This is a genomic window from Vibrio sp. 10N.286.55.E10, assembly GCF_002872555.1.
GTDB classification, from domain to species: Bacteria; Pseudomonadota; Gammaproteobacteria; order Enterobacterales; family Vibrionaceae; genus Vibrio; species Vibrio crassostreae.
In genome coordinates this window covers 1-15,072 of sequence record NZ_MCSD01000022.1, presented here as the reverse complement: position 1 = coordinate 15,072, position 15,072 = coordinate 1, and the positions used below count along the sequence as shown (strand labels likewise).

13 protein-coding genes and 1 riboswitch are annotated in these 15,072 nt (G+C 43.6%); of the genes, 4 read left to right on the top strand and 9 right to left on the bottom strand.

Features of this window, described 5'->3' with window-relative positions; translation table 11 throughout:
* The first annotated feature begins 491 nt into the window (after positions 1–491).
* The gene (locus BCV39_RS13545; RefSeq protein WP_017061054.1) at positions 492–944 is read left to right on the top strand and encodes an RNA-binding protein; all 453 of its coding nucleotides are present in this window, start codon (positions 492–494) and stop codon (positions 942–944) included.
* Here BCV39_RS13545 and murI read toward each other — a convergent pair.
* Genes murI through btuB form a run of 3 tightly spaced genes read right to left on the bottom strand, consistent with a single transcriptional unit; the run spans position 907 to position 4,323 of the window.
* Positions 907–1,713 carry a glutamate racemase gene (murI, locus tag BCV39_RS13540; protein ID WP_102431400.1) on the bottom strand — a complete coding sequence of 269 codons (807 nt, stop codon included), beginning with the start codon at positions 1,711–1,713 and terminating at the stop codon, positions 907–909. The genes BCV39_RS13545 and murI overlap by 38 nt on opposite strands.
* 60 nt (positions 1,714–1,773) lie before the next feature.
* Complete coding sequence (locus BCV39_RS13535) at positions 1,774–2,439, bottom strand: ATPase (protein WP_102431401.1); 666 nt, start codon at positions 2,437–2,439, stop codon at positions 1,774–1,776.
* A 48-nt stretch (positions 2,440–2,487) separates the two neighbouring features.
* Complete coding sequence (gene btuB / locus BCV39_RS13530; RefSeq protein WP_102431402.1) at positions 2,488–4,323, bottom strand: TonB-dependent vitamin B12 receptor; 1,836 nt, start codon at positions 4,321–4,323, stop codon at positions 2,488–2,490.
* A gap of 38 nt (positions 4,324–4,361) precedes the next feature.
* Positions 4,362–4,566: riboswitch (cobalamin riboswitch) on the bottom strand.
* 154 nt (positions 4,567–4,720) lie between these two features.
* On the opposite strand from btuB, the gene trmA reads away from it, so the two are divergent.
* Positions 4,721–5,830 (top strand): tRNA (uridine(54)-C5)-methyltransferase TrmA, encoded by a 1,110-nt coding sequence (gene trmA, locus BCV39_RS13525; protein ID WP_102431403.1) that lies wholly within the window; start codon positions 4,721–4,723, stop codon positions 5,828–5,830.
* A gap of 81 nt (positions 5,831–5,911) precedes the next feature.
* Here the strand turns inward: trmA and BCV39_RS13520 are convergent, their stop codons facing one another.
* Positions 5,912–6,283, bottom strand: a complete 372-nt coding sequence (locus tag BCV39_RS13520; RefSeq protein WP_004736696.1) for a YijD family membrane protein — start codon at positions 6,281–6,283, stop codon at positions 5,912–5,914.
* Positions 6,283–6,924, bottom strand: a complete 642-nt coding sequence (gene fabR, locus BCV39_RS13515; RefSeq protein WP_010438693.1) for an HTH-type transcriptional repressor FabR — start codon at positions 6,922–6,924, stop codon at positions 6,283–6,285. Before fabR ends, BCV39_RS13520 begins: the two co-directional genes overlap by 1 nt.
* A 327-nt stretch (positions 6,925–7,251) precedes the next feature.
* On the opposite strand from fabR, the gene sthA reads away from it, so the two are divergent.
* Positions 7,252–8,652 carry a Si-specific NAD(P)(+) transhydrogenase gene (gene sthA, locus BCV39_RS13505; RefSeq protein WP_102431404.1) on the top strand — a complete coding sequence of 467 codons (1,401 nt, stop codon included), beginning with the start codon at positions 7,252–7,254 and terminating at the stop codon, positions 8,650–8,652.
* 171 nt (positions 8,653–8,823) lie between these two features.
* On the opposite strand, the gene dinF is transcribed toward sthA, so the two are convergent.
* From dinF to BCV39_RS13480, 4 genes are all read right to left on the bottom strand, one after another.
* Positions 8,824–10,179, bottom strand: a complete 1,356-nt coding sequence (gene dinF / locus BCV39_RS13500; RefSeq protein WP_170960829.1) for an MATE family efflux transporter DinF — start codon at positions 10,177–10,179, stop codon at positions 8,824–8,826.
* Positions 10,180–10,296: 117 nt separating this feature from the next.
* The gene (locus BCV39_RS13495; protein WP_102431405.1) at positions 10,297–11,175 is read right to left on the bottom strand and encodes a class I SAM-dependent methyltransferase; all 879 of its coding nucleotides are present in this window, start codon (positions 11,173–11,175) and stop codon (positions 10,297–10,299) included.
* A 97-nt stretch (positions 11,176–11,272) separates the two neighbouring features.
* A complete protein-coding gene (lexA, locus tag BCV39_RS13490) occupies positions 11,273–11,893 on the bottom strand; it encodes a transcriptional repressor LexA (RefSeq protein ID WP_019820514.1) in 621 nt (206 codons plus the stop codon).
* A 94-nt stretch (positions 11,894–11,987) separates the two neighbouring features.
* Positions 11,988–12,350: a diacylglycerol kinase gene (locus BCV39_RS13480; protein WP_048615036.1), complete on the bottom strand. Its 363-nt coding sequence runs from the start codon at positions 12,348–12,350 to the stop codon at positions 11,988–11,990.
* 220 nt (positions 12,351–12,570) lie between these two features.
* Between BCV39_RS13480 and plsB the strand changes: the two genes are divergently transcribed.
* Positions 12,571–14,994 (top strand): glycerol-3-phosphate 1-O-acyltransferase PlsB, encoded by a 2,424-nt coding sequence (gene plsB / locus BCV39_RS13475; protein ID WP_102319725.1) that lies wholly within the window; start codon positions 12,571–12,573, stop codon positions 14,992–14,994.
* Positions 14,995–15,072: the final 78 nt, after the last annotated feature.

The window sequence follows — 15,072 nt, the reverse complement described above, 5'->3', positions numbered from 1 at the left end:
GTATTGGTCACTCAGTTCATTGAAATCAATTTTGTTACCGAAGTAACTGCTATTACCTAAGTAATAACGTTTTGATATTCATCAACGAGTGCCCACACAGATTGATAGGTTTAAATTGTTAAAGAGCGCTAGCGTTTTGTGATTCACATCTCAGTCGCTAGGGGTGCGTACTATACCTGCACCACTTTGAGAGTCAAGGGTTATTTTCAAACTCTTTTTCTCTACCGATTTCGCTGTGTGACTTTCGTCTCACTCCGTGTCGGTGAGGCGGCATTATAGAGAGATTGAGATGGAGCACAAGGGCTTTTTGAAATAAAAGTTTTGTTCGCCTAAAAAGCCACCAGATCCGCATTTTTCGAATAAAAACTAAACATTTGAGACGTATCACAGCAATACATTGGAAAAATGGAAGCCATGAACGTAAGATTCATGTGTCTATTTTGTTAATGGTAGATGCGTCTATTTCGTTTATTAATATGTAGTATTCCGATATGAACTCAAAAAAATCGATGTTGTTAATTGTCGCACTGGCTGTATTAGGCGGCATTGTTTTCTCTCAGGTAGATATATCGCCTGCAATTACCTTTATCCTTGGTGTCTTGGCTTCCGCTTTTGTTGTTAACTTTTCAAGCACCGACTCAAAATCAGATTCAGAACCTAAGGCTTCAACCAAAACACTTTATGTGGGTAACCTTCCCTACAAAGCGAACGAATCACATGTACGTGAATTATTCTCAGAGCATGGTGAAGTATTTGCAGTACGTTTAATGAAAGACAAACGTACTGGTAAAAGAAGAGGCTTTGGATTTGTTGTTATGGCAAGTAATGATGTGAATCATGCAATCTCTGCACTTAACGATAAAGATTACATGCAACGAACTTTAAAAGTACGTGTTGCAAATGATCCTAAACATCCTGAAGCGGACGAATCTGAACTGAGCTAAACTCTAACTGCTTTAACATACTATTTAGTGCACTTTCTTTTTTAGGAAGTGCACTACAAAAAACCTCACGCACTCCCCCTTCTTTATTAATGCTTTCCAAACCCAACAAATCTTGAACCCGCTTAGCTATCGCTTTACCAGAATCTATCAGCACTACACTTTCACCTAGTACTTGTTGAATCTCTGATTTGATCAGTGGGAAATGGGTACATCCTAATACGGCCACATCAATTGTGTTTATCATCGGTCGAAGGATTTTCTGCAACTCTTCAAGGCTAATCTCCTCGCCCCTAAGTTTCTCTTCGGCCATATCCACCAGCCGAGTAGAACCCAACAGCTCTACTCTTTTATTACTCGAGAAATTTTTAATGAGCTCGTGTGTGTATTCGCGAGTAATCGTCGCAGGGGTTGCAATAAGGCCAACCGCTTTATTAGCCAGTAACGAAGCTGGCTTGATTGCCGGGACAACACCAACAATGGGGATAATATTATTAGCGCGAAGTGTAGGAAGGACTATCGTACTGGCCGTATTACAAGCTATCACTACAATATCAATAGCGTGACTAGCCACAAAACTGGCCACGATACTTTGGACTCGCTGAATGAGGACTTGCTGATCGAGCTCACCATATGGGTAAGCCTCGTTATCGAATACATAGATATAGTTGTGATTTGGTAGTAACTGGCTTATCTCTTTATATACAGACAGACCGCCAACTCCAGAATCAAAGACCAATATGTTTTTTTGTAGACTATCCGACACAACGATTACCTATAATAAGTTTCGCTGCAATGATACTCCTTCGCTTAGTTTTCGCCAATCCTCACTCTATATAATGCAAGCCTGATAGCGTTGATGAACAAAACGCTCACCTTGCTCTACCTTTTCTAACTCTATCTTGAGCTTTCCTTTAAAACACGGTGCTGACGTCACTAGTGTATGGAACTCACCATCTTCACCACATAGATCGACATGACTTGGCAAACTGTCTATTAGTTCAGGCGTGTATTCTTTCCCGCAATAGCTCATGTCTAATGCATCGCTATCAACTGTGACGAGAAAGGTTTCGATTCCTCTATTTATGATTTCTTGAGCCAGCGCTTGGCTACTCTCTCCCATTAGAGGAAATACACACTCCCAACCCGCAGGTTCTATATAACTTCTTCGGTAGTCAGCAATACCATTGCAAAACATATCGCCGAATGCCACGGCATCAATTGATAAGCCAGACCCTTTCAATGCTGAGACAATCGTACTTTGGTAAATCTCATTGCTTGGGAAGACTTCCGGAAGCTCTATGGTGATGAGTGGCAAACCGATTAATTGTGCCTGCATGGCAACCACATCAATAGGAGTTACCTGGAAAGGCACTTCATCTCCAACATATGTAGTATAGAGAGCAACAACTTCATACTCGGCATTCTCAAGCAAACGCTCTAGGGTTAAGGTAGAGTCTTTACCTGATGACCAGCTTATGACGACTTTCTTTTTCATTGATATACCCAATAAGAAAAAACCGCCCGAAGGCGGTTTAGGTGTTAATTAGAATTGGTAAGTAGCATTTACGTAATATGTACGCTCTGGTGATGGGTATCCACCAGCAGTCTCGTACTCTTCGTCAGTTAAGTTATCCACTCGACCATTTAAAGTAAGGTTTTCATTCGCATAGTAATTCACCGAAACATCAAACAGACCATACGCAGCAAGATCTTCAGAGAAGTCCGGTCTCTCACCTACATATTGGTAGCCTAGCGAAACATCAACCTCATCGAAACTAGCCACTGCATTATACTTGTAAATCTTCTTAGCTCTGCGTATCAATTGATCACCAGATTGATCTTCTGGGTCTTGAAAGTTAGCGCTCACTTGATGATTAATAAAGCTAGTATCAAATCCAACGACCATTTCCACACCACGTAGTTGGCTTTCGCCATCGGTATTGTAGTACTTGCTTGTCGCGTAGTTGTAATCAATTAAGTCTTCGACGTTCGTGTCATAGCCAGTAATCGACCAATCAACATCCTTGATTAAGCCACCAAAAGTCAGCTCGAATGAATCTGCCTTTTCAGCTTCTAACTGTGCATTACCGTAGTAGCTGTATAGTTGATATAAGTTAGGTGCCTTGAAGGATGTGCCATAAGCTGCCTTCACGACAAGCCACTCAGCATAACGATAGCCTAACCCTGTGTTGTAAGTGGTTTCGGTACCAAACTGTTCATTGTCATCCACACGGACGCTCAGCTCGCCAAACACTTTATCCGCATCTGCGTTTAATGCAGCGAAGTACGCAACATTCGTTCTGTCGTATTCAGTATTCGAAGGCTTAACAATATAAGCCTCATCACGCCAATCTACACCGCCACTAAGAGTCAGTGCCGAAGTTAGTTTGTATGAATTAACCCACTGAACATTTAGCTGTTCAAGCTCATCAGATGTTGCTGACGCCGAGTTCTTGCCTAAAGACTGTTCGTAGTTCCAGTTATCTTGATTCTGATAGTTAACTAGGAAATCAGACTTAAGTTCACTGCCACTATATTTAACACCAGTAGCAAAGGTAGAATTTTGAACTTCAGCTTCTTTGTAAGAATGGACTGGGTTACCGGTATTAAAATCAACATACGAACCATCATATTGAGAAATGGTTTCAAACATGCGGAAGTTCGCAAAGCCACTCCACTGTTGGTCGAAGTTATGTACGTACCCGATCAAAGCATTACGTGATTCAAACCCATGACGGTCGCCATCGTTTACTCCGGGCATGGGGTGAACGTTATAGCCTTCATCAGAATCGTAACCAACCGATACATTCAAATGACCATTTTCGCCAACTTTTGTACCACTAACAAAACTTAACTCTTCATAATCACGGCTGCCTAATCCCGCACTCACTACCGTTTCTTCATTGTCAGAACTGGCAACTGTAATGATATTAATCACACCACCAATAGCTTCTGAACCATACATAGCAGCACGAGCGCCTCGTACATACTCGACTCGGTCAACAAATGTGATTGGCAGCTGGCTGAAATCAACACCACCTTTTGCAGCGCGAGCAAAACGAATGCCGTCAATTAACACAAGAACCTGATCAGAGTTAGCACCTCGAACAAAGATCGAAGCTTGCTGGCCTCTACCACCATTCTGTGTAACTTGAATGCCCGTTAATCGTTTGAATACATCAGTTAGTGACTTAGCTTGAATACGAGCTATATCTTGACGTGTCACAACCTCAACTTGAGCGACAACACTTTCGGTGCTTTGCTCAAAACGGTTAGCCGTAACCACCATGGTTTCGTCGGCAGATGCTTGTTGGGCGTGTAAATTGGAGATAGGTGAAAGCAGCGATGCTACAGCAACCGCTAAAAGGGATTTGTTCATGTTGTGATCCTAAATCGCGTAAAGTCCTACCAAACCACATTTATGGTTTGGCCGCTGGCAGGTATTCGGACTCAAGAGCACAACCTTATGGTTACCTTGTATTCGACTTCCCACAAAAAGCTATTTGCAGTGTCTTATGAATACTTGTTCTCTTTTACCGCTGCGCGTCAGTTCTGGATTCGCACCAGATTCCCTCTTCAGCCATCTATACATCCAAATGGCACCAGCTTGCCGAAGATAGTATTGACCTCTGAATCATTTGTCTAGTCTAAGATAGTTATAAGCTATAGTTTTCATGGCCTATTTACACTGATTGGCTCTCAACACTGGACAAGCGCCTGTGATTGAATAAAATCTGCGCTCTTGATTTAAAAGCACGACAGCAAAAGGCATAACAATGGCGAATTTAGATGTAAACCCGCAACGCTACCAAGAACAACTGGCAGAAAAGACTGAACGTCTTACTGAAATGTTCTCAGAATATAATGTGCCTGAGCTGGAAGTGTATGAATCTCCAGAACAACACTACCGCATGCGTGCTGAGTTCCGCGTGTGGCATGAAGGTGACGATATGTATTACGTCATGTTCAATCAAGAGACTAAAGAAAAATACCGCGTAGACCAGTTCCCTGCAGCTAGCCGTCTTATCAATGACCTAATGCCTCTATTAACAGATGCAATGAAGGACAACCACTCTCTACGCCATAAGCTATTCCAAGTAGATTTCCTTTCTACATTAAGCGGCGAGATTTTGGTGTCACTGCTTTACCATCGCCAATTAGGTGAACAGTGGATTCAAGATGCTAAAGCACTTAAGCAGCAATTAAACGATGAAGGTTTTAACCTAAACCTGATTGGTCGTGCGCGTAAGATGAAAATTGTACTGGATCGCGACTATGTAATTGAAAAGCTAGACGTGAATGTTGATAGCTACATCTACCAACAAGTAGAGAACAGCTTTACTCAACCAAACGGCAAAGTAGCAGAGAAAATGCTGGAATGGGCTGTCGACTGTACTCAGGACAGCAAAGGCGACTTGCTTGAGCTTTACTGTGGTAACGGTAACTTCTCATTAGCGCTAGCACAAAACTTCGAGCGTGTACTGGCAACTGAACTGGCGAAACCGTCAGTAGAATCTGCGCAATACAACATCACGGCGAACAAGATTGATAATGTTCAGATTATTCGTATGTCTGCGGAAGACTTTACCGTAGCAATGGAAGGCAAGCGTGAATTCCGTCGTCTACAGCAAGCGAACATCGATCTTAAGAGCTACAACTGCAACACTATCTTTGTTGATCCACCGCGTTCAGGTATGGATGTAGATACTTGTAAGATGGTTCAAGGCTACGAGCGTATCATGTACATCTCTTGTAACCCTGAAACGTTGAAAGAGAACCTAGAGATCTTAAGCGAAACACACGATATCACTCGTTTTGCTCTGTTTGACCAGTTCCCTTACACCCACCACATGGAAGCGGGTGTATTCTTAGAGCGCAAAGCATAAGTCTCGCTTTCTCGGTCTAAGGCAAACAGCAAATACAAAAAAACGAGCCCATTGGCTCGTTTTTTTAATTTCTAAATCAGCTTAAGCCGTTTTGCCGATAAAGCCGAGTTTCTTACCTACCCATGCAAGAAGCAACATCGCGACAATAATCGCAAAGAAGTTTGAGCCAGCATCAGGGTGTTGTGCCTTCACGAAAGCCGAGTGACCAAATGCACCCACGAAGAAACAAGCTAAACCTACTAATGGAATATCTTCAGATACTGGGTTAGTTAGGTATTCTTGGTAAAGCGCTTGTACAGCCAAAACTAAAGCGATAAGCGGAAAAATAGAGAAGCCCACTTCGCTCATTGTTACCCAAGATAACAATGCATCACCACACACACCGGCTACAACAGCAAGTACGAGTGTCTTTCTTTCAGAACCACGGTTTACAGTATTATTTTCATTCGACATTATTCAATCCCGCCTTTTAATCGGTTACGTTCACGTTCTTTACGATACCAAAAAGCTCCTTTGGCCATCATTCGCAATTGCATGATCAAGCGTTCAGCCAATTCATCTCGCTGACGTCGATCTAAATCTAATGCTTCTGCCCCTGAGTTGAAGACTAAGATGACCGAGGCTTCAGCTTGAGTGAAAGCTTCGTCCCTTGTCATGCCAGTCGTTATCAAATATTCGGTTAACTCAGCAGAGAAGTGCTGTATCTCACGAGCTACCGCTGCACGAAACTCAAATGAAGTTCCTGAGCGCTCTCGCAATAACAGTCTGAATACGTTAGGGCTGCTTTCAATGAATTCCATAAAGGTTTCAACCGATGTACGAATCACACTGCCTTCTTTTACTATGCGCTGCCTAGCTTGACGCATTAACTGGCGCAACAGTAAGCCACCTTCATCAACCATGGTTAAGCCAAGCTCATCCATGTCTTTGAAGTGACGATAAAAGGAAGTCGGTGCTATTCCAGCCTCACGAGCGACTTCTCTCAAGCTTAGATTGGAAAAACTACGATCAGCGCTGAGTTGGCTAAATGCAGCATCGATTAAGCTGCGACGAGTTTTTTCTTTTTGCTGTGCGCGAATGCCCATTGGTTTCATACTTTATCAATTTCTTCTTTTACAGCCTAAACAGGCATGTCTAATACTCTGTTCAATATAACGCGAATCACTTATTTATATAAGGCACTCTGGTTATATAAGACACTAAACATACCTCTTTGTTCACGTACCGAAGTAAATACGTTCAAAGAAAAAATTTCAATATCCACACTGTCATTTGGAGACATACGACATACCAAATATTATTTTTTCGATAACACTGCGTGATCCCACCGACTCTCTGATGCCCTTTTCATGTACCAAAGAACAGAATCAGTTAAAATCTCGCTAAAGCAATGTTAATCAAATATAACAAGGAAGATATCTATGCCGCACTCCAACCACTTTGATGTAATCGTAATTGGTAGTGGCCCCGGAGGAGAAGGGGCAGCGATGGGATTAACCAAAGCCGGGTTGAACGTTGCAATCATTGAGAAAGAGAGCAGTGTTGGTGGTGGTTGTACTCACTGGGGAACCATTCCTTCCAAAGCACTGCGTCATGCCGTAAGCCGTATTATCGAATTCAACAACAATCCACTGTTTTGTCAGAACAACAAAAGCATTCACTCAACGTTTTCCAACATTTTGGGTCATGCTAAATCCGTAATCGACAAGCAGACTCGATTACGCCAAGGCTTCTACGACCGTAACCAATGCACACTAGTATTTGGTACGGCGCGCTTCATTGATACCAACACTGTCTCAGTAATGCAAAGCGATGGCACTGAAGAACATTACAGTGCAGACAAATTTGTTATCGCTACGGGTTCTCGTCCTTACCAACCAGATAATGTCGATTTCCTGCATGAACGTATTTACGACAGCGACTCGATTCTTTCTCTTAAACACGACCCGCAACACATCATCATCTATGGTGCTGGCGTTATTGGTTGTGAATACGCGTCGATTTTCCGCGGTTTAGGCGTAAAAACCGATCTTATCAATACTCGTGATCGTCTGTTGTCATTTCTAGACAATGAAACCTCAGATGCACTTTCTTATCACTTCTGGAACAGTGGCGTCGTGATTCGTAACGATGAAACCTTTGAGAAAATTGAAGGCACTGATGATGGCGTGATTATTCACTTAGAATCTGGCAAAAAGATGCGTGCTGATTGCCTGCTGTATGCTAATGGTCGAACGGGTAATACCGATAAACTGAACCTTGGCGCTGTTGGCTTAGAAGCGGACTCGCGTGGGCAAGTCTCAGTAAATACTAATTACCAAACCAATATTGACCATGTTTACGCTGTCGGTGATGTGATTGGCTACCCTAGCCTAGCGAGCGCGGCTTATGACCAAGGTCGATTTGTTGCCCAAGCTATTGTCAAAGGCGAAGCTGAAGGTCACCTAATTGAAGACATTCCAACCGGCATCTACACCATCCCTGAGATCAGCTCAGTAGGTAAAACCGAGCAAGAGCTTACCGCAGCTAAAGTACCGTACGAAGTGGGACGTTCTTCATTCAAACACTTAGCTCGAGCTCAAATCGCCGGTAAAGATATTGGTAGCTTGAAGATCCTATTCCACCGTGAAACCAAAGAGATTTTGGGTATCCACGTGTTTGGTGAGCGTGCCGCTGAAATCATCCATATCGGCCAAGCGATTATGGAGCAGAAAGGTGAAGCAAATACCATCGAGTACTTTGTAAATACCACCTTTAACTATCCAACGATGGCAGAGGCTTATCGTGTTGCCGCTCTTAACGGCCTTAACCGTTTGTTCTAAATAAAGAACTAACAGGAGTATTTGACCACCCATAGGCTAAATACATAGACAGCAAGCCATGAGCTTGCTGTTTTCATTTAAGCCATTGAAAAATATAGCAACTAAAGTAATTAGATCATGATGTTCTAAATGCTATTTAGTCTGTACATCTTCTATTTGTACCCGTTAGAACTAAGCGAGGAATTCGCCCTTCTTCCACTGAGAAACAAATAACACACCAAGACCAATACCACGCATTGCCATAAAACTCAGCATCGCAAGCCACAGAGAATGATTTTCTAAACTGGACGCTAGGAAGAAAATAGCAAAGAAGCTGCAGGTCGCGACAAACATACTATTACGCATGTCCTTGCCTTTAGTTGCTCCAACAAAAATACCATCGAGTAAGAAGCACCACATTGAAACCAGTGGCATTGCGATCAACCAAGGTAGGTACACCTCAGCTTGGCTTTTTACATCTGGGATTGTGGTGATCATATTAATCAAGCTAGACCCGGCGCTCGCAAACACGATAGTGAGTACCAAACAGATGTTGAAACTCCAAAAGAAGGTGCCAATCAACGACTGATTTAACTCATCTTTATCTTTCGCTCCTATCGCCTTACCGACCATCGCTTCCATCGCGTAAGCAAAGCCATCCATCCCATAAGAGATGATCATCAAAAAGCTCATCAATACCGCATTAGCCGCCACGACATCATCGCCAAAGCTTGCTCCTTGGAAAGTCATGAAAGTGAAAGTAGCTTGCAGGCACAATGAACGGAGAAAGATATCGCGATTCAATTTTACGAAACGACTCAAGCCTTGACTGGTTTTCTTAAGCAAATCCCATGGCGAAGGCAGTTGTCTCTTAATCCAGATTCGATAAACACAAATCAAGCCAAATGTTAGACCGGCATAATCGGCCATTACAGACGCCAATGCTGCACCTTCCACTTGCCACCCTAAACCGATAACAAAAACGATATCCAAAACGATATTGGTGATATTGGTGATGATCACCATCCACATTGGCGCTTTGGCATTTTGGGTTCCAAGTAGCCAACCTAGAATCACAAAGTTAGTGAGCGCAGCAGGTGCACTCCAAGCGCGAATTGAGAAATATTGCTGACCATAGTGCTTAACTTGCTCACTGGCGCTACTCAATGAGAAAACTAAATCGGCGACTAGACTGTGTAAAAGCAAGAAGACACCAGCAAACCCTAAGGCCATGGTCACGCCTTGCACGAAGACTAAGCCAAGTTGCTTTCCATCATTCGCACCATAAGATTGTGCGGCTAGCCCTGTTGTCGACATGCGTAAGAAACCGAGCAGCCAAAAGGTCACGCTGATCATTGTGCCACCTAATGCCACACCACCGAGATACCAAGAATGCTCTAAGTGACCGATAACCGCCGCATCGACTAAGCCCAGCAGTGGAACAGTAATATTAGAGAGAACCATCGGGATCGCGAGCAACAGCACTTTTTTGTGCATCGCCTGATTGGATAGAGTTTGAAAAATAGTTTGGGGATTAAATAGCTTCACGATCACCTCTTAGATTAGAGGCGATAGTTTAACCTAGTGGGTGGGCTTTCACTATGTTGTGGAATTTTACTTATACCGGCTATGTACTCAATTACTCGAAATACAGAACCACTAGGTTTACCACTTAACGAGTACTAACTGCGGCGTTAAACGTTTTTTGACCTGAGAGATCTTACAAAGAAGTCGCTGCCACAATTTCCAACGATTGCATTGCTGGTCTAGTGGAGAAAACGCTTTTACCCATTGCGTCCATGGCAGCCAATTAAGAACGCTGTCTACCGGAGAAGATAGGCCATGCGCATACTTTCCAGAACCGAGCTTTTGCCCAAGAGCGCTAGAGCTTTTATCTCCAGCTAATACTAAACACGCATGTGCATGAGTAAAGTAGCGGCTGAGAGACTGAATAAAGTTCGCCGTCTGTTGTTCATTACAATCCAGCAAAGCATGTTCACATACCACCATCACCGACGCTTGCTCTGGGATGTTAAGTTCATCTAACCAAGTTAAGTCATCAACAGAGCCACACTCTAAACGATAGCGTTCATTTTTGTGGAACAAACGTTGTCGCCAAAGCAGATTCTCGGTCATATCCAGCTCAACCCAATGGCAGCGTCCATTATCTAAACGGTAGAAACGGGTATCAAGCCCTGCTCCCACGTTAATAATCCAAGCATCTGGGTTGTGAGATAGAAATTGTTGAACTTGAGAGTCACAAAGTTGAGTCAGTGTTGCGTAGAGAAGTTGTTGCTGATCGAGCTCACCAGTAAGACATTCTGGTGCGAGCTGGCAACGCTTGCAGGCTTGAGCTGCGATAGGATCATAAACGAGACCGTCATCGGCTAGGCTTTCACGACTACGAAACCAAAGGTGTTGAACGAGATTGGTCGGAACTTGGAATTCTTGGTGTGCAGACCCTTGTTCAGAAGAAGCCTTTTGAACAGAGGAGCGTGGCTTACGAGTAAGCGGCTTCATTTGAGGTTTGGTTGGGTTTGACATCATCATCTTCCTTGTATCTCGACAAAGAAGATGATAATAAATATCAATTACAATAACAAGTTATTGAGAATAAATATCAATAAGCTGTTTGTACTGGCTACATCCAGTCGGTGTTGCGAATAATACCAACCGCAAGCCCTTCAATAGACAAGTGTTGAGATTCTAGATCGACATGGATTGGAGAAAATTCTTCATTTTCAGCATGTAACAGAACCGTTGAACCTTTACGTTCTAGGCGCTTTACCGTTACATCATCATCGACACGAGCCACTACAACCTGACCATCGCGGACATCTTGTGTTTTATGAACAGCTAATAAATCACCATCCATAATACCGATGTCTTTCATACTTTCGCCATTTACACGAAGTAAGAAGTCAGCTTGTGGTTTAAACATGCCTGGATCAACTTGGTAATGCATTTCTACATGCTCTTGAGCCAAGATAGGCTCACCAGCGGCAACCTGACCGATTAATGGTAAACCTTGCTCTTCGTTTGCTGCATCTTCAAGCAAAATACGAATACCGCGAGACGCACCCGGGATAATCTCAATCGCTTCTTTACGAGCAAGAGCTTTCAAATGTTCTTCTGCAGCATTGGCAGAACGGAAGCCTAGTTCACGCGCGATTTCTGCACGTGTCGGTGGCATACCGGAATCTTCGATCTTACCTTTGATAAGGTCAAAGACTTGTTGCTGGCGGGGCGTTAACGGCTTCATGATTCACCTGTCTTTTTATACAGTTGACTGTGAGTATATCCAGTAACTGAACAAAAGCAAAGCAATTGGTTGTTTTTAGTTCATTTTTAGCAAATTACAAAAACAAGATCTCTAGCCACACATAACCTGCGAGTGCCAAACAGATGAAAACCGCTGCCGAGCCGACATCTTTCGCCATTCCAGATAACTCATGATGCTCACTGCCGATTCGGTCGACAACCGCTTCAATCGCGGTATTGATTAGCTCGACAACCATCACCAATACCACAGATGAGATCATTAAGATTCGTTCAACCTGGCTTACATCCAGGTAAAATGCCAACGGAATAAGCACGGCCGCCATGAACACTTCTTGTCGAAATGCAGCCTCGTTTTTAAACGAACTCGTAATGCCTTGCCATGAAAAGCCTGCTGCTTTGATGATGCGTTTGAATCCGGTGTTTGATTTTTTGGTCATTTTTAACCCTATACTCAATCAGTCGATGAATGATTTTCCACAAACTTAACGGCAATATGACTATTTCCATTAAAAGGTTAGACCAGTTTCTGGTATTCTTGCATCGATTAAATTTACGCCTAGGCTTATCCCTATTTCACTCATAGGATTTATCCTTTTTATCATAGAAATAGAGATACGCTTCAGCACATTGAAATAACTATTGAGGCAGTGAACCTATATGTCTTCTGGACAATCTTTTTCACGTTCATTAATGAAGCTACCTTTATCCCTATTGGTAAAGGGCACATCAATTCCTTCAAACCCTGTTGAGGATTTGAACATTGATTTGAGCAAACCGATTGTATACGCCTTACCGTTTCGCTCAAGTGTAGACATTCTTACATTGCAAAAACATGCACTTGAATTAGGCCTACCTGATCCGTTGAGCAAGCTTGAAATCAACGGCAAATCACTGCAACGCTACGTTTTCATCTCTTCTCGCAAAACTCTGCTGCAAGACGATGATTATGTACCAAGCTCTTCAATTGAAGTGTTCTCTGAATTGCTTTCACTGCACGCTGACGACTCTGAACTCGATGTTCAAGTTATCCCTGCTACAGTGCTGTGGGGACGTAAGCCTGGTAAAGAGAATAACCAGAAGCCTTACCTACAGGCAATGAACGGCTTAGAGAAATCAAAAGCTGTATTGCTAGCCGGTCGTGACTGTCTGGTTCGTTTCAGCCCAGTGGTTTCTCTACGCTACATGGCTAACTCGCACGGCACCGACAGCACCATCGCGCACAAATTGGCGCGCGTGGCACGTATTCACTTCTCTCGCCAAAAGCTTGCTGCATCAGGTCCTAACCTGCCAAGCCGCCAAGCTCTGTTTGATCGCCTATTAAAATCAGAAGCGATCAAGAAAGCGATTGAAGACGAAGCACAAGCAAAGAACATCTCGATCGAGAAAGCGAGCAAAGAAGCTCAAGACATCATGGACGAGATTGCTGCGAACTTCTCTTATTCGCTGATCAAGCGTGGTGAGAAGATTCTCGGTTGGCTATGGAATAAGCTGTACCAAGGCCTGCATATCAGCAACGCTTCAACGGTTCGTAAGTTGGCTCAAGATGGTCACGAGATTGTTTACGTGCCTTGTCACCGTAGCCACATGGACTACTTGCTGCTTTCTTATGTGCTTTACCACGAAGGCATGGTGCCTCCGCACATCGCTGCGGGTATCAACCTGAACTTCTTCCCTGCCGGTCCTATTTTCCGTCATGGTGGTGCGTTCTTTATTCGTCGTAGCTTCAAAGGCAACAAGCTGTACTCGACGATTTTCCGTGAATACCTAGCGGAATTGTTCGCTAAAGGTTACTCCGTAGAGTACTTCAGTGAAGGTGGTCGTTCTCGTACAGGTCGTCTATTGCAAGCGAAAACGGGCATGCTAGCGATGACAATCCAAGCAATGCTGCGCGGTATGAACCGTCCGGTGACTTTGGTTCCTGTGTACATTGGCTACGAGCACGTTATGGAAGTAGCGACTTACGCGAAAGAGCTTCGAGGTAAGCGTAAAGAGAAAGAAAACGCGAGCTTGGTGATTCGTACCATTCGTAAGCTGCGTAACTTTGGTAAAGGCTACGTGAACTTCGGTGAGCCGATTCAACTGAACCAATACCTGAATGAGCACTCACCAGAGTGGACCAAAGACATCGATCCAATGGGCACCAGCAAGCCACAATGGATGAACCCAGTGGTTAATGACTTAGCGACCAAAATGATGACGCACATTAACGATGCGGCAGCAACCAATGCCCTGACCCTTTGTGCAACGGCACTATTGGCTTCAAGACAGCGCGCATTGTCTCGTGACTCTTTGGTTTCTCAGATCAATTGCTACCTGTCTCTGCTTAAGAACGTTCCATATTCGGCAACGTTCACAGTGCCAAAAGACAGCGCTGAAGAATTGGTAAAACATGCTGAATCACTTAACAAGTTCTTGATTGAATCAGACTCAATGGGCGACATCATTTCACTAGACCGTCACCAGTCAATTCTGATGACCTACTACCGAAACAACATCATTCACTTGTTTGCTCTGCCATCGTTAATTGCACAGATGACCATTCGTCAGCGCGGTTTATCGATTGACGCGATTCAAGAGAACGTTGCTGCTATCTACCCGTTCTTGAAGAAAGAGCTATTCCTAAGCTACGAAGAAGATAAGCTTGAAGGCGTGGTTTCTAACATCATTGAAGAGCTGGTTAACCAAGGTATGCTTGTGATTTCTGATGACGAAGTCACCATCAACCAATCAAACAGCCAAGCACTGATGCTATTAGGTCGTACGATTTCAGAGACGCTACAGCGCTACTCGATTGCTCTAAACCTGTTGGCAGAGAATCCTGACCTGGATAAATCCGATCTTGAACAGAAGAGCCAAGACATTGCACAGCGACTTGGTCGTCTACAAGGCATCAATGCACCAGAGTTCTTCGATAAAGGCGTGTTTGCATCGATGTTTGCAACTCTGAAACAGCAGCAATATCTGGATAACGATGGTAACTGTGATTTAGAAAAGACTCAGCAATTCGCTAAGCTTCTCTACTCAATGCTTTACCCAGAAGTACGTTTGACGATTCAAGAGAGTATCCACCAAGCAGAGTAACAATCCGTTTGGCGTCGCTTTCATAGCAAAGCGAAACACGATCAAAAAAGGCACCCACTGGGTAATGCCGATCAGTTA